This is a genomic window from Sarcina sp. DSM 11001 (genome assembly GCF_900101015.1).
Lineage (GTDB): Bacteria > Bacillota > Clostridia > Lachnospirales > Lachnospiraceae > CAG-791.
Genome location: NZ_FNFZ01000013.1, coordinates 1 through 21,595 on the forward strand (window position 1 = coordinate 1; position 21,595 = coordinate 21,595).

Consider the following 21,595-nt stretch of genomic DNA (forward strand, 5'->3'; position numbering starts at 1 on the left):
TACAATGGGATAGAGGGTGCGCGTTACACCCGGCTGTGGTAAATGTGGTGTGATCTCCATTGAACAGTGAAGGATACATATTATATTAAAATATTTGTATATAGTTTAATGATTTATATGTATTTCATGACGTAGTTAGTATCATTAGAAAAGATCCTTGGTGTTATCCCTTTCGAATGAACAAGGGGACGGAAACAAAAGGACCGTCCCCATGTTTGTGCCATGTTTCATTGAGCAAGTGGACAGATACAAAAGGACCGTCCCCATGTTTGACCCCCATGTTTGAGGCTGCATTGTACTTCAGGGGAAATGTCAGGAAATAAACTATTTTTGAAGGAAAAAGGTGGATATGGGTAAAACAATAAAGGTGAAAAGACTGACTGCTGCGCAATTTCGAAAAGAACTGCGAAGTTATACGAGAGAAGATCTCTCATCCCTTCTGGAGGGTGTGTATACTACTTCCCCGGAAGCTGCCAATTATTTCAATATCCGAATAAAAGGCACAGACTTTGAATCAGCCCTTCTGAAAGAAGTAAAAGAGAACCTTCGAGATTGCTTCTACACAAAAAGGGGGAAAGCAAAGTTGAACCTGCCGCGCGCAAAAGAAGTGATCAGTGATTTTGAAAAGGCTGGACCGAGTTTACAGGGCATTATAGATCTGAGGCTCTGCTGCCTGGAATATGGGATAGATATCATCAACAATTACACCCGCCTTCCCAGCTCTTTGTTCAGTAGTACCGACCGCATGCTCCAATCTATTGGCAAAGTTTTCCAGAATATTGATGATTCTGAGGAAGGAACCCTGCTTGCGGATCAGTTCCGCGGCCGTTTGGAAAATGCAGTGAAAGGCTATAATCTGGAAGAGCAATGGTTTTTTGACCAGCTGGAAAAAGAATTGAGGGAAATGCGCTGGCTTTCTGCATCTTCTGCCGGTAGTGAAGAGGCTGTTTCCTCTTCTGTGAAAGAATATGCGGATAGTGTACTGGCGCCTCTGACCGATTCTGCGCCAGTTCTGCCGGAGGAGGACGTCACACTCTATTATGATCTGTGGTTTCCCCTGCTTGATTTTGTAAATGAAAGATGTCATATTAACGAGCTCCGTGATCTGCACCAGCAGCCGGAACTGGATCCTGCAGAGGTTAAGGATATTGCCGATGCACTCTGGGCTGATGTCACTCTCATTGATGAGTATCTGGCAGGTCCCGGTGCGGGACTTTCCCCGGAACACAAGAGTATTGTTTCCGGATGGAAGAACTGCGTCTCCGGGCGATTTGTTCTTGAAAGACACCTGAAAAAGGGATCGATCCTGATTTCCATTGAAGATAATACCGTTTATCAGGTTCGAGGCATCAAGTCCAGCTGGGAAGAAATGTTCTTCTACATGCAGCCCCCTATCATGATTGTTGCCACACTCCTGCCCTATCGAGGGATCATCATTTCCGACGGGCTGGTCTCGTCAATGCCGCTTTCGTTTGGAGGCGGTATCAAAAAAACGTTCAGGGATCAATATAATTCGGCAAAAACGCGAAAACAGATCATCACTTCCCTTCCATCTGCAGCAGGGTGTTGAAGAACTGCCATAAGACCGCTGGAGATGTGACTGCACCTGCGGCGGTGTGAACGGCTATGGCGAGGCTGGCAGCAAGACAGCTATTAACTTAAAAGTAGAGAGAGGAAATATTACTGATGAAAGCATTGCGAATCGGAGTGATCGGTCTGGGAGATATTGCCCACGCTTATTTATCAAACCTGCAGAAGTATCCGGACGCCGTGGAGTTGTACGCCTGTGCCTGCCGCACGCCGGCGAAGGCACAGGCCAAAAAGGAAGAGTACGGCTTCCGAAAAGCTTATGCGACCGGTGACGAACTCCTGCAGGATCCTGAGGTGGATCTCGTATTGAATCTCACGACTCCGGCGGCGCATTATTCCTACAATATTACCGCCCTGCGCGCCGGAAAGCATGTTTATTCTGAGAAGCCGCTCGCCGCGACGTTTGCGGAAGGGCAGGAGATCATGAAAGCAGCAGCGGAAAAGGGCTTGTATGTGGGCTGTGCGCCGGACACTTTTATGGGTGCCCGCCTGCAGACCTTCCGCAGACTGATGGATGAAGGCGTCACCGGCCAGATCGTTGCGGGAACTGCTAACTGTGTTTCGCATGGCTGGGAGTGGTATCACCCGAGCCCGGCCTTCTTTTATCAGAAGGGTGCCGGTCCTGTGCTGGATATCGGCCCTTATTATATGACAGCCCTTCTCTCCCTGCTGGGGCCGGTCGAATCTGTCTGTGCCATGGGCGTCCAGCCGCAAAGGGAGCGTATGATCTATTCCGAGCCCATGAAAGGACAGATGCTGCAGGTGGATCAGGATATTATGACCTCCCTGTCCGCAGTCCTGAAATTCAGGAGCGGCGCGGTCATCAGCTATAATATGATCTGGGATGCCTGGGATTCGGTCATGCCGCGCCTGGAGCTCTATGGTACAAAGGCAACGCTGGTCATGGCTGACGAGGACCCTAACCAGGGCCCCAATATTTTCGGCGGAGATACTCTGGTAAAGAATGCGGAGACCTACCGCTGGAAAAACATGCCGCGGCATGAAGGCGACGAGGACATTCCCTGGGAGATCGCCGAGGTAAAGCATGACTTTGCTGCGACCAGCTTCGTTACAAATGACCGCGGGATCGGTCTGATCGACATCGTGCATGCGATCGAGGAGGGCCGTCCCTGCCGCGCGAGCGGAGCCATGGCCCTGCACATGCTCGAGGTCAGCGAAGCTATCCTGATCTCAGCAAAGGAAAAACGGTACGTACAAGTGAATACTACATTTGAACGCCCCGAGGCAATGCCGCAGAGAGACTGACCTCCCTGAAAACAAGGTGAAAACAAGGGACGGTCCTTTTGTTTCTGTCCCCATGTTTCCGCATCGAGGAAGTACTCGTCAGCCCTTGACATTTGCGGGTGTAGGAAAAACTGTAATAGATGTCTTTGATTACAAGCGTTTCAAACAGGCGAATAAGTTAGGCCAGACTTTTTTATTATGAAGGGGAAGCATCTGACAGGAATTCCGGAAGTCATCTGGAGGTGATCGATGTATAGTGAAAAAATAACCGTCGGGGCGGGAACAGACTATCCCCTGAAAGGCCTTCTGACGCTTCCGGATGATCTTTCAGGGCCGGTGCCGGCTGTCGTAATGGTTCATGGTTCCGGTGCCAGCAACATGGACGAAAAGGTGATGAAGCTGAAACCCTTTAAGGATCTTGCGGAAGGTCTCGCGGGGCACGGTGTCGCTTCCCTCCGCTACGATAAGCGCACCTATGCGCATGGGTTCAAACTGATCCGTCAGAAAAACTTCACGGTCACAGTAAAGGAAGAGACGATTGAAGATGCGCTTCTGGCCATTAATATGTTAAAGAACGACCCCAGGATCGACTGCAATCGTATTTTCATTCTCGGCCACAGCATGGGCGCCATGCTGGCACCCAGGATCGACGCGGAGGGCGCGGACGTAAAGGGCCTTATCATGATTGCCGGGACACCTTATCGTCTGGAAGATATTGTGCTCAGGCAGCTGAAACAGGCCGGGCGCGGAAGATCGATCCTGAAACGGATCATCAGGATGGAATACAGGTTTTACCGCAAAAAATTCCGGGGACTCTACGAGTTGAGCGACGAAGAGGCAAAGAAAAAGAAGTTCGCGGGAAATCTGACACTCTATTATTTCAAGGAGATGGGCCAGAGAACAGCAGCCGATTATCTTCTGGCAAGTGAAAAGCCGGCCTTAATCCTGCAGGGTGGAAAGGATTTCCAGGTGCTCGCCGGGCGGGACTACCGGATGTTCAAAAAACTCCTGGCCGGCAGGGCCAATACTCGATTCAAACTGTATCCTGCCCTGAACCATCTTTTCGTCAAGGGAATCTACGATGATATCCTGAAAGCCTCCAAAGAGTACAAGGTCGAGCGGCATATCCCGGAAGAGGTGATCGGAGATATTGCCGCCTTTATCAGGGGCGCGTGAACGCAGGACAGGGGACGTACCCTGACGGTAATATGGAGAATACCAGAGGGTGCATTGTACTTCAGGAAAAATGTCAGGAAAGTAAAAAGATAGCAACATATTCTTTCGCTTAACTGATAAATGTGATTTATGAACAGTCAGCCATGGAGAGGAAGCATGTTAATAACAGACAGCAGGATCGATGCCGGAAAAGCTTTTGACTGGGGAAGAACTTCCGGGGATTATGCAAAGTACAGAGACATCTATCCGGATGTGTTTTACAAGAAGATCGTTGACAGAGGTCTCTGTGTAGAGGGACAGGAGGTCCTGGACCTGGGAACAGGTACCGGTGTTCTTCCCCGCAATATGTATCGGTATGGAGCGCACTGGACAGGAACAGATATTTCTCCGGAACAGATCGAAGCAGCAAGGCGTTTGGCAGAAGCAGGGAATATGAAGATTGATTTCATGGCGATTCCTGCAGAGCAGATTGATTTCCCAAAGGAGTGTTTTGATGTGATCACTGCCTGCCAGTGTTTCTGGTACTTTGATCATGAAAAGGTAGTGCCAAAACTCGCAGAGATATTAAAACCGGAGGGCAGGCTGTTGATCCTGTATATGGCCTGGTTGCCATTTGAAGATGAAATCGCCGGGAAAAGCGAGAAGCTTGTATTAAAATACAGCCCTGACTGGTCAGGTGCCGGAGAGACAAGGCACCCTATCCGGATCCCCAATATTACTTATGAGTACTTCGAAATGGCTGATCATGAGGAATATGACATAATGGTACAATTCACTAAGGAATCCTGGCATGGACGGATGAAAGCGTGCAGGGGAGTGGGTGCATCTTTAGATGAGGAAGAACTGGAAAAATGGGATGAAGAGCACAGGGCGTTGCTGGATAAGATTGCGCCGGAAGAGTTTGAAGTGCTGCATTATGCAGCATTGACAGTACTTCGAAAAAAGTGAGAGAGATTTGGGATGTTGTTGACATTCCAATGAAAACAATTCATTTAAGCCTTGACTATGGAAACAGATCCTGAATTGAAAGAACAGAAACAGGAATCCAGAATTAATATACAAATATCAGTGATTTTGAGACAAGGGAGATGATTATGTCATCACAATCAGGCACAGGTAAAGCAAAAACAAAGGCTGCTTCTAAATAGAAGCAGCCGGAACTGGATATTAATAAGCTGATCAATATTGCATAAGCATGTTGATAACAGACAGCAGGATCGATGCCGGAAAAGCTTTTGACTGGGGAAGAACTTCCGGGGATTATGCAAAGTACAGAGACATCTATCCGGATGTGTTTACAAGCAGATCTTTGACAGAGGACTCTGTTTGGAGGGGCAGGAGGCAGATTGATTTCCCAAAGAAGAGTTTTGATGTGATCATTGCCTGTCCGCACCAGATCATCTCTAATGCGCTAATTCATGGCGGAGTCCAGATAGGCATCCTGGATCTCCTGGGCGATATCGGAGTAATTATCCATGAGCTTGCCGGCCCAGCCTTCATATGTGCTGTAGGAGTCTCCTCTGGAGTTCATGAGTTCTGCCATTTTTCCGACGCCCTCGTTGCATATCTCGGCAAGTTTTCCGACTTTGTCGTTGCATATTTCAGCAAGTTTTCCGATATCGGAAACGCCGGAGGCTTCGGAGCGGTATTGGCTTACCAGACCCGGTACTGCCTTTTCCATCTTTTCAGTATATGTATCAAGGATAGACTGGTAGGAACTGTTGTCTCCGTCAGTGCTGCTGCGGTCATTGTTGTCGAGGTCAGTGTTGTTGCCGGCGCTGTTCGCACCGCTTACGTTTCTGCTGTCGGTGCTGTTTGCACTGTTTGCACTGTTTCCGCTGATATGGGCAATCTCTGTTTTGTGATTCTGGATGTAGGGGCTTTCTTCCTGCGATTTCACAAAAAATAAGGGGATCTCATTCGCTTTTGCTCTTCCGGTCATAGGATCAAATTCAACGAATTCAAAGGTATTATCATCCAGGATGTAGATAATGTAGGGCTTTTTTGTTCCGGATTCTATTTCGACGAGTTTATTCTTATCGGCATCATATTGATAGATTGTGTCTGTTTTCAGCAGGAAACAGTCGTATTCATCGTCCGTTTCATACGGCGCATAAGTACCGCCTTTGGGGATCGTGTCCAGGTAGATGAAGCGTCCGTCGGAGCCAAAGCTCAGATAAGTTGCGCGATAGAAGCTCTCGAGGTCTTTGTTATCGTGGACGTCAACGACTTTGTTCCTGACAAGCACGCCGCTGACTTCCCACAGCTGTCCGCCCAGAATGTCATATCCTTCAGCGCCTTTCTGATCATCCGGATCTGTCTGCGCATCCTGCGAATTCTCTGAAAATGATGTATTTGATGTATTTTTGCCAATGCCTTCTGCTTCAATGTTTGGTGAATCTGCAGTAGGCCTGCCGGAGGAAGCTGTGTTTTTACCTGTCGTACTGTTTCCGCATGCCGTCAGGAGGAATATGATCACAGCACAAAGGGATAATAGTTTGAGTGCCTTCCTTTTCATCTTCTCTTTTCTCCTCATTTTTACAAAGAGCATTTTTACAAAGAGCATTTTTTTAAAGAGTTTTTTTCAAAGAACATTTTTTAAAGAGTTTTTTTCAAAGAGCTTTCTTGCAATGAGCCTTTACAATAAGCCTTTTTAATAAGCCCTTAACATTATGCCCTGTATAAAACATGTTCTTAGAAGTTGTATCCGTTTTCTCCGGGCAAGTGATCATAAGGAGAACAGACTTTGTCATAGTGCAGAGTTGCCACTTTTCCGTCGATTATGTTGAAAAACCAATTGTTACCGTGACGCATTTCTGTGTTAATGCCGCCGAAGTTAAGCGTATAGCTGCCTGTCTCGGGGCCAAAGTAGTTGTACTCGCCGGGGGCTCCTCCTGTGGCTCCAGTAGCACTTTCGGATATTACTTTACCATCGTTAAAATAGATGGTGTGCTCACTGGACGAATTCTTCCCTAACAAGTCTCTGAATGTTGATCGAACATTCCAGTAGCCCTGAATCCCCTCATCGATTTCCTCAATGGTGAAATACTTGTCTTTTTCAAGTTTGATCGAGTCCCCCTCCAGTGTGTAAGGGATCTCCATCTCAGAACCGTCAGCCATGGTGATGAGGATTTTTTTGTCATCGACAGTAAAGGCGAAGGTGTTGCTTCCGTTGTCATGCTTTCCGTTTCCGTCATAAGAAACCTGGGCAATTTCAGCTTCCTCGTCTGTAAAGCTGATTTTGTTCAGAATCGTATTGGAACCTCCATTGAAAAGCCAAGTCTTTCCATTGAGTGCCTGCAGCACAGGGCCATATTTCTGGATCATCAGCTCCTTATTGGCAGAACGGATCTTTTCCTGAGAATCTTTAAAATCGGGGATTGACTCGAAAATAGCAATTGCGCCCTCATAATCGCCTGCTTCGAGCAATGAGGATGCCGTATTATAATCACATTCGCTCACGTAATTTGCGCTGTTTTCATAATCACCCAGCTCTGCAAAGGCTTTTTTTGCCTCCTCATACTTACCGGCATCAAACAAAGTCCTGGCCGCTTCATACCTGCAGGTCATGACCATGTCCTGACTGTTTTCGTAGTCTCCCAGCTCTGTGAACTTTTCGGCAGCCTCTTCGAACTGGCCGTTCTCATACATGGACATGGCCTTCTTGTAATCCCCGCCTTTTCCGCAGCCGGTTAAAATCACAGCAGCTATCAGCAGCATACACAGGGATGCACATATTCTTTTTTTCATAATTTGTTTTTCCTCCCATGATGAATATTTAGAAAAGAGATTCTATACGGATATAATAAAAACATTCAGGATCTAATTGGTGGGCTGAGAGCCCACTCTCGGGGACGGTTTTTTATTTCCGTCCCATTTTTCTGCGTGGGGATTTTTGTCTGAATTCAGCGGGCTGACATACCCCGCCTTCAGGCGGAAACACAACAACGCTCCTGAGGGGCTTAATCAAACCACCAGCATTTGATAAGATACTGTTTTATGATAAGATTCAAATAAAAAATACAGGCTGTCCATGTGCCTGCGTGATGCTGCCCATTGTGTATCAGGAGAAAAAAACCTTGAAAAAAAGGGGAACTGAAGGAGACGTCGATAATGGGGAGAAAACTTCCGCTTGGAATCCAGGGGTTTCAGAAACTCAGAGAAGAAAATTTCCTGTATGTAGATAAAACAGAATATATTTTTCGGCTGGTCCACGATAATGTACCTTTTTTCCTGAGCAGGCCCAGAAGGTTTGGAAAGAGTCTTCTTTTGAACACATTGAAAGCATATTGGGAAGGAAAGAAAGATCTGTTTTCGGGGCTTGCCATTGAAAAACTGGAAGAAGGAAATGCAGATGCCTGGAAAGCTCATCCGGTATTCTATTTTGATTTTAACGGAGTAAATTATCAGGAAAAAGGATCCCTGGAGCGTGCTTTGGAGTTTCAGCTTCAGAGATGGGAAGAGAAGTTTGCATCTGTTAATGATCACAATACTCCTGGAGAAAGATTTCAAAAGCTTTTAATAACAGCCCGGGAGAAAACCGGACTTCGCTGTGTGATTCTTGTAGATGAATATGATAAGCCGCTTTTGGCTGTTGTGGAAAAACCGGAGCTGCAGGAACATAACAAGGAGGTTTTTACAGGGTTTTCAGTATACTGAAGAGCTACGATGAATATATACAGTTTATTTTTATCACTGGAGTCTCAAAGTTCCATAAAGTCAGTATTTTCAGTGATCTGAACCAGTTGACGGACATTTCCCTTTCAAAGCAGTATGCGGGGTTATGCGGTATAACCGATACCGAACTAAAACAATATTTTGAAAAAGAAATTGCGGATCTTGCCGGAGACCGGGGGAACAGGGGGACAGGACTGAAAGGACCGTCCCCCTAAAACGTCTAGTTGGAGACCGGGGGGAACAGGGGGACAGAACCGAAAGGACCGTCCCCCTGTTTCCCCTGTTTTGCCCTAAAACGGGTTTAAAATCTTGTCGTACCTGCCCGCTTCGGCGTTAATGGCAGCAGCGCCGCCAGCGGTGCGGACTGCTCCGGTTTCGGAGAACTTCTCAAGCAGCCCTGTATAATCAGCCAGCTTCTCAAGGTTAAGCTGTTTGAGCTGGCGCATACTGGTTACTGATTCATCCTGAGGTCTGCCCTTCAGCACTGCCTCCGCCGCGTTGACCGCGCCGGAGAGTTCGCCTTGCGGCATGGCATAATAGGCATAAGACTTGAGGATATAACCGTCCAGGGTTTCCTGGTCGATCCCGCTGCCGGCGATCATTTCGGGTAAACCGTCAAGTACCCGGAATGTCTCAGCGATATTCGGATCCCGATAGGTATAAATGAACATGCCCCCGTCATCAGAGATGTAAACCGTGCAATTGGGTGAATACACGCCATACTGGTCGCGCAGCAACGGAGTCAGAATGACATCCGTCACCAGGCCGGCCAGGACGTCCATTCCGCCCTCGTGGCCATTCTGCCCTAAAGCTCTGTAACTGGCAGACAGCATGTTGTACTGCACGCTGCTGTCGATTACCAGAGCCTCATTCATTTCGGGCAGCGGCAGATCGTATTCGGCCTGCTCGATCTTACGCGCATCCAGAGAAGCAAGGAAACTGTCCGCCAGCTGCCGGTTCAGAGCGATGCTGTTCTCGTTTCCCGCAAACATGGCCACGGCATTTGTCCTGTTGTTAAGCCTGTTCTGGATCTCCTTCAGCTTCGTTGTCACGGCTTCGGGCTCGTCCTGAAGCTGTTTTTGCGTGCGGCCGAGAAACTCATAATATTCCAGACCCTGTGCGAAGGAGTTGTAGCGCATGCGCTGTGAATCGCGGGCGAATGCGCGGTTAAGCATCAGTTCTTCAGGGTCGTCGGCAATGTCGCTCTTCATGCCCGCCCTGATAGCCCGGACCTGCTCCAGAATCTTTACGGGGTCGTCGAACCTGGTCCCAAAGAGGATCTCCCTCATAAGGTCATAGCCCTCTTCCAGGTCATCATCCATCGAAATCCAGGAAAGCTGCAGCCAGGGATGAACGCCGTCTTTGCCGTCCTGCCAGGCGGATGCGAGGATTCTGTAATTATATAAGTACCGGCTGATCATCCCCGCCAGATCCCCTTTCGAATGGGAATCTGTCTCCAATGCAGTGACCAGGTCGGTGTACAGGGTCAGCCAGTGGATGTCCTCCCGGCCAAAACCAGAGGTATCCAGGAGCAGGTTGACTTTCCCGATGTCCTCTATGTTTGCCGCAGCGTCAATATGGCGGATCCCATCCTCGCCGGTCTCGTCGCTGACTTCATAAAGCTTCCAGTCTTCCGGCAGGGACTCCACCGTTACAGCCTGCAGGCCGGCGACCATGTCGCTGGTATCCTCCGTCTCGGGAGCTGCGTTGGAAGAAGCCACGATTTCGGCGATCTCTTCCTCAGTCATTCCTTCTTTGACAGCCGCCAGTTTTTCAGCTGACTCTGCGTCTTTGATTTCCCTGGAACCCGGCTCGGGCCAGGTTGTTACCAGGGCAGTTGTCCGGCTGTCAGCCAGCCAGTCGCAGACAGCTTTTTTATACAGTCCCTGCGCATTCCACTTATCCATCTGGAACAGACCGTCCTGGTAATCCAGGTAATTCCAGGGATCTCCGGAATAGACTTTGTATTCGATGATCGGCAGGATCTTATCTTCAACAAGGTCGCCGGACTCCCGGGTCAGCAGAGCCGATGTTTCTAAAGAGGCCATCACGGCGTCCACCTGATCGGCGGGAAATCCGTTTTCAGCCACATCGGCAATCGCTTTGTCCACAATTTCCCGGAATACTTCCGCATCTTCGGGATTGACATTTTTGGCAATGAAAGTAACAGCATCCTCCGGTCCCATTGTCACAATGTGAGATTCAAGAGTCCCGTAGGGCAGAGCATCACGGAAGGACTGCTGGAGGCCGGACGCGCCGTCGGCAAAAAGATCTGTCATTGTGTTTATGACCAGCTCCTGTTCCAGGTCATTTCTGAGGCCCGGACAAACAAAACCATAGATGATGACAGAGGCATTCTCGGTATTGCTTCCCTGTTCCAGGGGGAAGGGGAGCGACAGGACGACCGGTTCGGTGATGGGGTCATAGCTGCTGTCTGTAAAAGAGAATTCCTTCTTTTCATAGGCGGAAAAATAACCGTCAAGGAGCTCCAGGAACGCGGCATAGTCCTCAAACCGGCCATACAGGTAAGCGGCGCAGTTGGAGGGGTGGTAATATCTGGCATGGTAATCCTTGAGCATCTCCCAGGTCATATCGGGGATGAAATCCGGGTCGCCTCCTTGTTCATTGCACGTCTTTGAACCGGGGAACATTGCCCGCACGGCATTGTTAAAGGCATTTGTCTCCAGTGTCCGCATTCCAAGCATCTCGGTGTACACAGTACCCTCGATCGTAAGCGGGGCATCCGCGTTATCCAGGCGATAGCGCCAGGCCTCGGTACGGAATATCTTTTCGTTTTTCAATATAATCGGATGGAAGCAGCTGTCGACGTAAAAATCCGCATATTTTAAAAGCTGTGCCTCTGACAGGCTCGCCACCGGATAGGTGGTATAACCCGAGTAGGTGAGAGCGTTCATGTAGGTGTTGTAAGTCTGGTGCTTCAGATTGAAAAACAGCTGCGTGGATGGATACTTCTCGGAACCAGACAGGACGGCATGCTCAAAAACATGCGGAAGGCCTGTCTTATCAAGGGTTTCTGTAAAGAACGTCAGATCAAATACCCGGTTCGTATCGTCGTTGGCGATGTAGTATAGCTCCGCCCCTGTCTTTTGGTGCACAAATCGTACGGCTGTGGCGTCCATCAGAGGATAGTCTCGTGTTTCCACTGCTTCAAACCCCTTTACCACCTGTCCGACCTGCGGGAGGCTGGCAGTGTCCTCCCCGGCAGCGGTTTCAGACGCCGCATTGCCGTCAGGCGTTTCCGTGGCTGCGGTATCAGACGCCGCATTGCCGTCAGGTGTTTCGGCGGCCGCGGGCAAAGCCCCGGGAACAGATCCCGACAGCAGCGCCAGCACCAGCAGCATGGGGAATAAACGTTTTTTCAGATCGAGTTTATTATTGAGTTTATTATTGAGTTTGTTATTGAGTTTATTATTGAGTTTGTTATTGAGTTTATTATTGAGTTTGTTATTGAGTTTATTATTGGGTTTATTATTCTGAAGCATAGGCTCGTCCCTTCCATTAACCTGCTTATAATGCAGTCCCTGTATCATGGATATGACACCGCTTGTTGTATAGCTGTCTGCCTGCTCCGCCGCAGGCATGCTGCCTGTCTTCAAGCTGCCCTCTATGTCATATCATTTCCCTATCGCATCTATTTAAAATTATACATCCGGAAAGCAGTAATTCAAGATGAACGGGAATGAATAACCAATTGTCAGCCCCTTGACATCAGCTATAATATGATCTGGGATGCCTGGGATTCGGTCATGCCGCCCCTGCCGCGCGAGCGGGGCCATGGCCCTGTACATGCATAGCCAGACATACCCATAGGAAAAGGTGTTACAGTGACACGTAGAAAAGTCAAAAGGGGATATTTGGAGATATGCTGCGATTAACTCCTTTGAGATTGTATCACCTTTGAGATCGTATCATATAAAAGAGATGACATGATGTTGGATACGAACCATTTTTCACACAGCACACTTACTATTAGTATATAATTAGGTATGATAACATTGACAACTGCTGGTGTGGGTAAAACCGTGATGATCTGAGTTGATAAATCGTACAGACTGGGTGAAAAGTTGACAGAAAGGAGAATTCATCGTGATGCAGTATCTCATTATTCTTTTGACAGCTATCATTTTTAGTGCCTGCGGATTCTACATGTATATCTATTTTTTTTCATTGGGATACGGCTTTTCGATTGCCGCGATTGGTGCAGTCATGCTCTTCCTGTTCAGGGAATCACTTACCTGGGGAACAGCGCTGCAGTGTCTGCTCTTTATGGTCTACGGCATCCGTCTGGGCGGCTATCTGCTCATCCGTGAGATGAAAAGTCAGGCCTATAAAAAAGTCCTCAATCCTGAGATGACCCGCAGCCGGCAGATGGGTATGGTACCCAAGGTGTCTATCTGGATCAGCTGCGCTCTGCTCTATACCCTGGAGGTCTCACCGGTCTTTTTCCGTCTGAAAAACGGGGACGGCACAAGCGGCACTGTTATCGCGGGGCTGATCATCATGGCCTTCGGCATTTGCCTGGAAATGGCTGCTGACATGCAAAAATCCGCTGCCAAGAAAAAGAATCCATATCGCTTTGTGGACACCGGTCTTTACCGGATCGTGCGCTGCCCCAATTATCTGGGAGAACTGATTCTCTGGGCTGGTGTTCTGGTCTCCGGGATCGGCTCTCTGCACGGGACCCTTCAGTGGGCTGTTTCCGTTTTGGGCTTTATTCTGATTGTCTATATCATGTTCAGTGGTACCCGCCGCCTGGAAATCCGCCAGGACCGTAACTACGCACTGGATTCTGAGTATCTGAAATATATTAAAACGGTTCCGATCCTTCTTCCCTTTGTTCCGCTCTACAGCGTGAAGAAATATACTTTCCTTGTAGCGTAATTCTGTTACTTAACGACTAATTTATCCATTGGAATTCAAGAGGGATGATGCGGTTCAGATAACAAGTGCAGCAGCCTGTTGACCTGTATGCTACAGAATATACAGGTTTGGCTTTAATATCAGTTGATCAGAAATGACATTTAAAGGAGACCAGAATGATCAGACTGCGGGTAGAAAAGGAATCCGATTTTTATAATTCACTGGATCCATCCAATATGAGAATAAGCGAAGATGTATATGCTTATCTGAAGACATTTTGCATTGAAATCGAGGCCCAGCCTGAGCTCCATGATACGATTCAGATTCTCTGCAGCGAACCCTTCGATGCGGAAAGAGCAAAACAGTCACTTGTTGATGCCGTGGACAGAGAACAGAAAAGAATTGATTATCAGATTATGACAAACCGCAGGAGAATGCGCGTTGCTTATCTCATCGGCGCAGCACTCAGTGTTTTAGGGTTTTGGCTGGCTAAACTGCTGGATATAGTGGTACTGCAGATGATCTCGTTTCTGGGCACAATAGCTGCCAGGGATGCTTTCACGATACAGATGAAAATCAACCCGGATCTTGAGCGCTTGAAAAGGTATACGGAGCCTTTCCGCCGGATGAAACTGGAAGTGATCCGGGAAAAATAAGCATTTGTCGATCTTAGTTGATTTCAGACGTTACATATCCACTCCTTCGAGAGGGTGTGGAATGTAACAGCAACGGTTACAAAGGGGACGGTTCTGAATATACGAAGGGGACGGTTCTGCAGTGGTTCACATGATCAAATCGAATAAAAGGACAACACGAAAGATGAAGAAAGTTGACAGCTTCCTCCACATGAACTGCATTGTTGTTTTCAATAAGACAAAGGACAAGGTCCTTTTCTGCAGACGCAGGAAAGATCCTTTTGCCGGGCGTCTTAATTTTGTCGGCGGCAAGGTGGAAGAGGGAGAAGCATCCGAAGACGCGGCTTACCGCGAACTGGAGGAGGAAACAGGAATCTCTCAAAAGGAGATTCGACTGTTCCGCTTGATGGATATCACCTATTATCATCAGGCTTTTATACTGGAAATGTTTGTGGGAAAACTGGAGAATGACGTTGAGTTGAGAGAAGAAAAGAATCCACTGCTCTGGCTTCCGCTTACAGAGGATTTTACCAATCGGGAGCGCTTTGCCGGAGAACAGAACATCGCCCACATCATCAATATTGCCATGTTATTTCCTGTTCCGGAAAGATTATCTATTCAGGAAAGTTTTCCTGTTCCGGAAAGATTATCTGTTCAGGAAAGAGATGCAGCGTATAATAGTATAGTGAATAAGATCAAATGCATCCGCAGCGGCGGGCAGACCGGAGCTGACAGGGCTGCTCTTGATATGGCAGGGAAATATGGAATCAGGATCTGCGGCTGGTGTCCTCTGGGAGGCTGGGCAGAGGATTTTCCTTCCCCGCCGGGGCTTTTAGAGAAATATCCGGAGCTCAGGGAAACTCCTTCCTCCGAGACCTCTCAGAGGACCAAATGGAATATACGGTATACAGATGCCATTCTGACGATTATACCGAAAGGCTCAGGTGAGTCCATAGGAACCGAGGTCGGGATACAGGAGGGGATTCTGTTGAAGAAGCCCATGTTTACTGCCCAGGGATTGGAAGATGTGCCGGAGATTGTTGCATGGCTGAACACATTGCCGGATAACCTTGATCTTTGTGTGGGAGGCCCCAGAGCAAGCGAATGTCCGGAGGTATATCAGATAACGACAGAAATACTGTCCCGGGTTCTGGATTCATTGCAGCATCGTTAGCAGCATTTCTTGAAAGCTGTTACAAAAATCGATTTTCGATTTTCAATGACAACTATCTTGACACACAGGGGTTCCCGGGAGGAATATCAATGGTTAATGCACCTGATATTGCATTTTCAACTGTCGAAGAGCGGAGAGAATATATAAGAAAGAGATACCCCTGTATTGCGGACTGCGATATGTGCGGACTGTGCAAGGTTTTTCATGGTCATGATGCAGAGTACGCCTTTGAGGACTATATTTCAGGAAAACGTCAATTTATGGATGTCGCAGCAGATTATAAGAGATAGGGAGCGGATCAAGGAGGAGAAGACGTGCTGCAAGAAAGAGGGTTGTGATTGTCGTGAATAAAAAAGTCTTGATTATCAATACAGGAGGTACGCTGTCTTCGGTCGCAAAGGAGCATGGACTGACTCCGGGGCTTACGACGGACTCCATGCTGCGTGAGCTCCACGTGGTGGCAGGAGAAGCGGAACTGATCACACAGGAGTTCTCTTCACTGGACAGTGCCAATATTTTTCCGGAGGACTGGGTGCGGCTTGCACAGGTGATCAGCCAGCAGCGGGATAACTATGACGGGATGGTTGTAATTCACGGCACTGACACCCTGGCGTATACGTCATCCATGCTGTCCTTTATGCTCCAGAATATCCGCATTCCGATCGTGATCACCGGCAGTCAGCTGTCGATCTCCAACCCGGTAGCGGATGCGATGGAGAACCTGCGATGCGCAATCTACATGGCGCAGAGCGGATGCCCGGGAGTATTTGTGGCCTTTAACAGAAAAGTGATGCTGGGATGCAGGACATCCAAGGTGCGTTCCCTGAGTTTTGATGCTTTTGACAGTATTAACTGTGATAATGTCGCGGAGATCAGTTCCATCGGGATGAAGATCAATACCCATATGCTGCCGAAGAAAAACGGCATTTTCCGCCTGCAGGACCGCTACTGTCCGGATGTGGCGGTGATCAAGCTGTTTCCGGGCATTCACAGGGAAGTACTCCAGATGTATGCTGAAAACGGCTACCGAGCCTTTTTTATAGAAGCATTCGGATTGGGAGGCATGCCTTTTCTGCGACATGACTTCATCAGCGGGATCAGCAGACTGACAGAACAGGGCTGCACCGTCCTCGTCGGTACACAATGCCGATTCGAGGGGAGCAGCCTCGAAGTATACGAGACCGGCCGGCTCGCGCTTGAGGCAGGAGCACTGCAGGCATATGATATGACGTCTGAGGCGGCAGTGACCAAGCTGATGTGGGTGCTGGGACAGACAGATAATCCTCTGGAAATAAGGGAATACTTCCTGCTGAACCTGTGCGGCGAAGTCTCTATCCCTCCCAGAAATGTGTAGACTGCTACAAAACTGGAGGGAATCGCAGCTACCAGAGAGCGGGATGCCAGCAACTGTTGCCATCCCTTTTCCGGTCTGCTCTGTTTCCTCAAAACCGGTTGCTGCAGCCGCAGTCTGCTCAACGGCAGAATCCCCAACAGTCACTGCGAAAACACTCTTAATACAGGGGACTGCTGAAGTGTGTCAGGCAAAAACCGACATACTTCAGCAGTCCCCTTGTGTTGCATTTACGATATTTACGGTATTTACGGTATTTGCGGTATTTACGGTATTTCCGGTATTTCCGGAAGGAAGGTACCATTATATTTGTTCGGATATGAGGTATTATCTCCGTCAGATTCCGACGGCTGTTCTATACTTCCATTGTCGGAAGGATCCTGTGAGGGATCCTGGTCTGATCCGCCGGGAGTCTCCTCATAGGGATCATCCGCAAAGCTTACTGAAGGATCTTCCGAGGAATCCTGGTCTGTGCTGAATTCCGTGTCTGCGCCGGGATCTGTCTGATCATCCCCGGAGGGATCCTGTGAGAACTGCTGATCCTCATCGGATGGAAGGTCCGGCCACAGGGATGGATCGGAATCCTGCGAATCGTTTCCCTGTCCTCCCTCATCCCATGCGTCCTCTCCCGGATCAGGGAGATTCTGAGACTGATTTGAAGAATCACTGCCGTCCGGCGTGTCTTCTATCTGACCGGCGCCGCTTTGTGCTTCCGGAGCGTTTGTGTCGTCCTGTCCATTCTCTGTGTCCCTGCGGAGCCAGGGAATCGGAATTTCGATATCCGGGAGCTCCAGATCAGCCAGCAGCTCCTCCCACGTTGAGAAATGTGGCCTGGTGTCATTATTATTGATGTTGTCTGACCATTCGATGTCACTATTGTTTTCGGGGGGGGCCTGTGGTTCCCCTTCTATATCATCACTTTGTGGATCATCCGCCTGTTCCGGTTCTTCAGGAACATTAACAGGATCTTGATACCGGGCTGTCTGTGGCATTTCGTAATATTCGGAAATGTCTTCATCCGTAGATGGGCTTTCTTCATCGCTGTCGGGATCGTTCTGCCCTTCCATCTGTTCGACTCCGCCTGTTCCGGCATCACTTAGGGCTGCTTCCTGTTCTTTGGTCTGTTCTGCTCCGCCGGTTATGGCATTGTCCTGTCCTCCGGCCTGATCCGCTCCGTGATCCGCTCCGTCTGTTCCGGCATTACTCTGTTCACCAGTCTGTTCCGCTCTGCTGGTTTCGGGAACGCCCCCATCTGGACCACTCGCTGCGAGGTGGTCTGCAGCCTGCACCGGGCCGCCCTGCTCTGAAGGTTCGATTTTTTCATTTCCGGCAGCCCGGGATCCGGCCTGGTTCGCACCAGCGGATATTGCAGGTTCCGTTTCTGGCACTGCCTTTGCTGTTTCAGAAATGTCCCTGCGAATGAGGAAACCCAGAAGGATAAAGACGAAGAGAACTGCTGCCAGATATATGAGCAAACATATTTTTTTTCGGGTCAGTTTCCGCCTGTTTATGGAAACTCTGTGTTTTCTGCTTTTCACAGGACTTTTTTACCTTCCGCTTAGTGTTTTGGTGTATAGAGACAATTATAAATCTTTAGATGTTAATGCGTGGAGTTTTGAAGAAAATCCCTGTATTTTTTAACGTCTTCACAGTATTTAATAATCGAAAGCATGGCAAATTTCATATCATTCGGATAACTGTCTTTGCTTAAAACATCAAATGCATAGGAAACAGCTCTTAAATGAAGTTCGACCAGATCACCGCCGATTGTTATTGAAAATCCATCATCAAGCAAGTGTGCAGGGATGTTCCTGACAGAGATCAGGTATCTGCCGTCGGACAGCTTCTCTGCAGTATCGGAGAAATCCTGTGGTTCGAAGTTTTCCCCATGAAAAGAATAGGAAAGATAGTCTTCATTTTCATCGTTCAGGCGATAATAGATGTTGACTGTTGTGTCGGAGTCAAGCACAAGAGAGTAGGATAATCCGGCAAGGGCTTCAACGTTCTTTCCCGGTTCCACGGTGCATAAGCGATCTTCTTTTCCATTCAGGGCAGTATCTAGATCATTCTGATTATAGGGAGCATAGCCCAACTCTGGTATTTCTGTGTATTTACCGCCTTCGCCCAAAGAAAAACCATGTATCCGGGAGAGATACTGCTGCGCAAAATAACCATATTCTTTTAGCGCACTTGCAGCTTGTGCCGCTTCCTGTGGAAATGAAGTCTCATCCTCCGCGTATAAATCGTTCGCCATATTTAGATACTCCAGTACCGAGTAGGTATCCTCCACTGTCTTAGCATTGTCTTCCCCGTAGTGGAAAACAGCAGTGATCTCTTCAGCCATCTGAAGTGTATTGACGTAACAGGTAAAAATATACCATCCGGAGTCATTCATATAGTCTGGATTCAGAGGAACAGGATCCGCATCCAGCCCGGTGCAGCTGAACGTCATGTAGCTGTCCTCATAATAAGCCGGATCTCCAGGCAGGTTCATATAGAAATTGACGCCGATCTCACCGGTCAGGACCAGGGAATGGCTTTCGAATCTTGCGAATCTTTCGAATGTGGGCTGAGGCAGTTCGAAGGTCACATTGATCGTCCCGTATTCTATGCCGTTATAAGACACAGTCACTGTATAGGTGCCGGGCTCTGCAGGATCATAATCTTCACTTTCTTCAAAGATGAGTTCGTCCTTTGTGATCAGGCGATCTGATCCATTATCAAAATGAAGGGAAAGCTCAACATTTGAAAAGTCGGGCACTTCATTCAGCAGAAGAGTCTTGTCCTCTGTCCCGGAGAGCGTATAACTTTCAGGGTTATTGTGGATCCGGGCGGCTTCTTCGGCATAGGTTGAGGCCATAATCAGAGGACCGACGCCCTTGGCTTCATTATCCACATAAGGTTTTTTCAGATATCCTTCCGGACTTGTTTCCACACCGGAGGATTGATACACATTATGAAGGAAATACTCACCGCCGCTTATTTCCAGATCGTTCATTACGACACCGTTGAAGGCGCGGAGACCGGCTTCACCATACTCATCGCCGACATAACCTTCGACATAGGACTTCATCATGGCATAGGCCATCAGCGCGGAACCGGAGGTCTCGAGCCTGTTTTTGTTGCCGGTGCTGCCTGTCAGCTCCCGACCGAAGTTGATGACGTTGTACCACATTCCTGTGTCAGAATCCTGATACTTCATCATGCCGTCAAAGAGCTTTTTTTCGTTTTCGATGAGCGAATTTTTATACGAATGGAGCTCTTCGTTACTTCCGTCATCTTCGCCATCAGGCATCATGCTTATGATATCCGCCAGCGCGGCAGCGTACCAGCCAACGGCACGGAGCCAGTACTGCTGATTCGGTCCAGCTTGCGGCCCCCAGCCATGGTAGTAGAGGCAACTGTACGAGTCGTAAAGATTTTCTCCTACCCATAACATGCGCTCGGCGACTTCTTTGTAGATTTGATTCTGGTCAGGAGGATTAGGAGGGGAGCTGTTCACAAAGTCCCCGGACTGAAAATTACCGTTGTCCAGGGCGTTTGCAACCTCCATAAAAAACGGCAGAGCCATATAAAGACCATCCAGGGCGAACTGGTAAGTTTCCCAGTTTTCGTTTCCCATTTTATGTTTAAAGTTGTTTCCTGCGTCCGGTATTGTCTCGAATTTACGCATGATATTGTAAATATTGATGATCAGCTTCTTATATTTTTGGTCGCAATCAGGCGGGAGCTCTCCCTCTTTATTACGGAGCAGGTCAAAAAGAGCCCGTGCGGGCGGGATGGAATCAAGTTCGTCTTCTCTGTAAGAGTTTTCCAGGGCATCAGTAGAATCCACCTGCCCCGATTCGGTTATGTTGTATTGATAGAAATTGTTCACATCTTCAAAATAGGTATCGAAATCCAGCATCAGGAAGGCATCCATCATGATACCGTTATAATAGGTCCAACTCCTTTGTTTTTGCTCTGAATCCCACGGAAATCCACCATTTCTCGCAGATTTATCTACTGTAGTATTCATAAGATAACTGGCCAGAGAAGCAACATGCCCGGCATTTTCAGCTGTAACGTCGGACGCGGTACTGGTGGTACCTTCACCACTGCCATTTCCCGCATCTTTTGCGGATTCGAAGACGGACTCATCAGAAACATCCTCTTCTGATCCGCCAGAGAACTCATTGATGTTTTCATCCCCGGATTCAGCAGAGAAAACATCGCTGTTCTCATCCCCGGATTCAACAGAGAAAACATCACCGTTTTCATCCCCGGATCCAACAGAGAAAACATCGCCGTTTTCATCCCCGGATCCTTCGGAAAACTCATAATCAAATCCTTCAGGGAATCCGCCCTCCGATCCATCTGAGATTTCATCAGCGAAAACAGACAGCGAAAAAGCCCCGGACAGTAATGAAGCCGGCAGCACGATCAGCAGCATCAGAATGATCACTCTGGTAAAAAGAGGTCTTGCGAGGATAGTAAAGAGATTTTTTTTATACATGGGACACCTTCCTGACTTTCCTGGTTAAAACCAAACGGCGCTTTTAAAAACCATACATTCTGCACTGAAAGTCTTCTGTCAGCGCCTGATCCTGTGTGTAACGTTTCTTACTCTTACTGGTTTAGAGTTCCTCAACAAAATTATACAGAAACCCTGCAGGACTCGCAAGCGAAGAATACCCGCAGGAATATTGAAAATGACTATGAAATTCATTATTATTTTATCATCATAATTATTGTATCATCATCCATCGTCGGCTGACAGTGATGTTGAACTTTCATTCAGGACCCGCGGTATGAAACTATTTTAATAATCTTTTATAAAGGAGAAAAATATCACTATGGAGAATTACAATAAGACGGATCCGGCAG

General features: G+C 48.1%; 15 protein-coding genes. 10 read left to right on the forward strand and 5 right to left on the reverse strand.

Annotated features, from left to right (window positions below; all coding sequences use genetic code 11):
- The first annotated feature begins 349 nt into the window (after nucleotides 1-349).
- From BLT02_RS08295 to BLT02_RS08310, 4 genes are all read left to right on the forward strand, one after another.
- Nucleotides 350-1,570, forward strand: a complete 1,221-nt coding sequence (locus BLT02_RS08295) for a hypothetical protein (RefSeq protein WP_092993654.1) — start codon at nucleotides 350-352, stop codon at nucleotides 1,568-1,570.
- Between the two features lie 116 nt (nucleotides 1,571-1,686).
- On the forward strand, nucleotides 1,687-2,856 hold the full coding sequence (locus tag BLT02_RS08300) for a Gfo/Idh/MocA family protein (protein ID WP_092993657.1): 1,170 nt from the start codon (nucleotides 1,687-1,689) through the stop codon (nucleotides 2,854-2,856).
- Between the two features lie 228 nt (nucleotides 2,857-3,084).
- On the forward strand, nucleotides 3,085-4,011 hold the full coding sequence (locus tag BLT02_RS08305; RefSeq protein WP_092993660.1) for an alpha/beta hydrolase family protein: 927 nt from the start codon (nucleotides 3,085-3,087) through the stop codon (nucleotides 4,009-4,011).
- 156 nt (nucleotides 4,012-4,167) lie between these two features.
- A complete protein-coding gene (locus BLT02_RS08310; RefSeq protein WP_092993663.1) occupies nucleotides 4,168-4,959 on the forward strand; it encodes a class I SAM-dependent methyltransferase in 792 nt (263 codons plus the stop codon).
- Between the two features lie 463 nt (nucleotides 4,960-5,422).
- Here BLT02_RS08310 and BLT02_RS17135 read toward each other — a convergent pair whose 3' ends face one another.
- Together BLT02_RS17135 and BLT02_RS08325 are read right to left on the reverse strand one after the other, a co-directional pair.
- Entirely contained in the window at nucleotides 5,423-6,529 is a 1,107-nt protein-coding gene (locus tag BLT02_RS17135) for a hypothetical protein (protein WP_175453751.1), read from the reverse strand.
- A gap of 176 nt (nucleotides 6,530-6,705) precedes the next feature.
- Nucleotides 6,706-7,761, reverse strand: a complete 1,056-nt coding sequence (locus BLT02_RS08325; protein ID WP_092993672.1) for a tetratricopeptide repeat protein — start codon at nucleotides 7,759-7,761, stop codon at nucleotides 6,706-6,708.
- A gap of 363 nt (nucleotides 7,762-8,124) precedes the next feature.
- Here BLT02_RS08325 and BLT02_RS08330 point away from each other — a divergent pair, with 363 nt between their 5' ends.
- On the forward strand, nucleotides 8,125-8,670 hold the full coding sequence (locus tag BLT02_RS08330; RefSeq protein WP_092993675.1) for an AAA family ATPase: 546 nt from the start codon (nucleotides 8,125-8,127) through the stop codon (nucleotides 8,668-8,670).
- A gap of 308 nt (nucleotides 8,671-8,978) precedes the next feature.
- Here BLT02_RS08330 and BLT02_RS08340 read toward each other — a convergent pair whose 3' ends face one another.
- Entirely contained in the window at nucleotides 8,979-12,305 is a 3,327-nt protein-coding gene (locus tag BLT02_RS08340) for an insulinase family protein (RefSeq protein ID WP_175453752.1), read from the reverse strand.
- Between the two features lie 493 nt (nucleotides 12,306-12,798).
- On the opposite strand from BLT02_RS08340, the gene BLT02_RS08345 reads away from it, so the two are divergent.
- From BLT02_RS08345 to BLT02_RS08365, 5 genes are all read left to right on the forward strand, one after another.
- A complete protein-coding gene (locus BLT02_RS08345) occupies nucleotides 12,799-13,590 on the forward strand; it encodes a DUF1295 domain-containing protein (protein WP_092993684.1) in 792 nt (263 codons plus the stop codon).
- Nucleotides 13,591-13,745: 155 nt separating this feature from the next.
- On the forward strand, nucleotides 13,746-14,225 hold the full coding sequence (locus BLT02_RS08350) for a hypothetical protein (RefSeq protein ID WP_092993687.1): 480 nt from the start codon (nucleotides 13,746-13,748) through the stop codon (nucleotides 14,223-14,225).
- A gap of 163 nt (nucleotides 14,226-14,388) precedes the next feature.
- The gene (locus BLT02_RS17140) at nucleotides 14,389-15,378 is read left to right on the forward strand and encodes a YpsA SLOG family protein (protein ID WP_175453753.1); all 990 of its coding nucleotides are present in this window, start codon (nucleotides 14,389-14,391) and stop codon (nucleotides 15,376-15,378) included.
- An 89-nt stretch (nucleotides 15,379-15,467) separates the two neighbouring features.
- Nucleotides 15,468-15,668: a hypothetical protein gene (locus BLT02_RS08360; RefSeq protein WP_092993690.1), complete on the forward strand. Its 201-nt coding sequence runs from the start codon at nucleotides 15,468-15,470 to the stop codon at nucleotides 15,666-15,668.
- Between the two features lie 53 nt (nucleotides 15,669-15,721).
- The gene (locus tag BLT02_RS08365; protein ID WP_092993887.1) at nucleotides 15,722-16,732 is read left to right on the forward strand and encodes an asparaginase; all 1,011 of its coding nucleotides are present in this window, start codon (nucleotides 15,722-15,724) and stop codon (nucleotides 16,730-16,732) included.
- A 263-nt stretch (nucleotides 16,733-16,995) separates the two neighbouring features.
- On the opposite strand, the gene BLT02_RS08370 is transcribed toward BLT02_RS08365, so the two are convergent.
- Both BLT02_RS08370 and BLT02_RS08375 read right to left on the reverse strand, forming a co-directional pair.
- A complete protein-coding gene (locus BLT02_RS08370) occupies nucleotides 16,996-18,204 on the reverse strand; it encodes a midas domain-containing protein (RefSeq protein WP_139187491.1) in 1,209 nt (402 codons plus the stop codon).
- Nucleotides 18,205-18,329: 125 nt separating this feature from the next.
- Nucleotides 18,330-21,224: a glycoside hydrolase family 88 protein gene (locus BLT02_RS08375; RefSeq protein ID WP_092993696.1), complete on the reverse strand. Its 2,895-nt coding sequence runs from the start codon at nucleotides 21,222-21,224 to the stop codon at nucleotides 18,330-18,332.
- Nucleotides 21,225-21,595 lie beyond the last annotated feature (371 nt).

Excerpts from the sequence above, each read along its gene's own strand:
- BLT02_RS08295 (WP_092993654.1), top strand. The coding sequence starts at position 350 with ATGGGTAAAACAATAAAGGTGAAAAGACTGACTGCTGCGCAATTTCGA.
- BLT02_RS08300 (WP_092993657.1), top strand. The coding sequence starts at position 1,687 with ATGAAAGCATTGCGAATCGGAGTGATCGGTCTGGGAGATATTGCCCAC.
- BLT02_RS08305 (WP_092993660.1), top strand. The coding sequence starts at position 3,085 with ATGTATAGTGAAAAAATAACCGTCGGGGCGGGAACAGACTATCCCCTG.
- BLT02_RS08310 (WP_092993663.1), top strand. The coding sequence starts at position 4,168 with ATGTTAATAACAGACAGCAGGATCGATGCCGGAAAAGCTTTTGACTGG.
- BLT02_RS17135 (WP_175453751.1), bottom strand. The coding sequence starts at position 6,529 with ATGAAAAGGAAGGCACTCAAACTATTATCCCTTTGTGCTGTGATCATA.
- BLT02_RS08325 (WP_092993672.1), bottom strand. The coding sequence starts at position 7,761 with ATGAAAAAAAGAATATGTGCATCCCTGTGTATGCTGCTGATAGCTGCT.
- BLT02_RS08330 (WP_092993675.1), top strand. The coding sequence starts at position 8,125 with ATGGGGAGAAAACTTCCGCTTGGAATCCAGGGGTTTCAGAAACTCAGA.
- BLT02_RS08345 (WP_092993684.1), top strand. The coding sequence starts at position 12,799 with ATGCAGTATCTCATTATTCTTTTGACAGCTATCATTTTTAGTGCCTGC.
- BLT02_RS08350 (WP_092993687.1), top strand. The coding sequence starts at position 13,746 with ATGATCAGACTGCGGGTAGAAAAGGAATCCGATTTTTATAATTCACTG.
- BLT02_RS17140 (WP_175453753.1), top strand. The coding sequence starts at position 14,389 with ATGAAGAAAGTTGACAGCTTCCTCCACATGAACTGCATTGTTGTTTTC.
- BLT02_RS08360 (WP_092993690.1), top strand. The coding sequence starts at position 15,468 with ATGGTTAATGCACCTGATATTGCATTTTCAACTGTCGAAGAGCGGAGA.
- BLT02_RS08375 (WP_092993696.1), bottom strand. The coding sequence starts at position 21,224 with ATGTATAAAAAAAATCTCTTTACTATCCTCGCAAGACCTCTTTTTACC.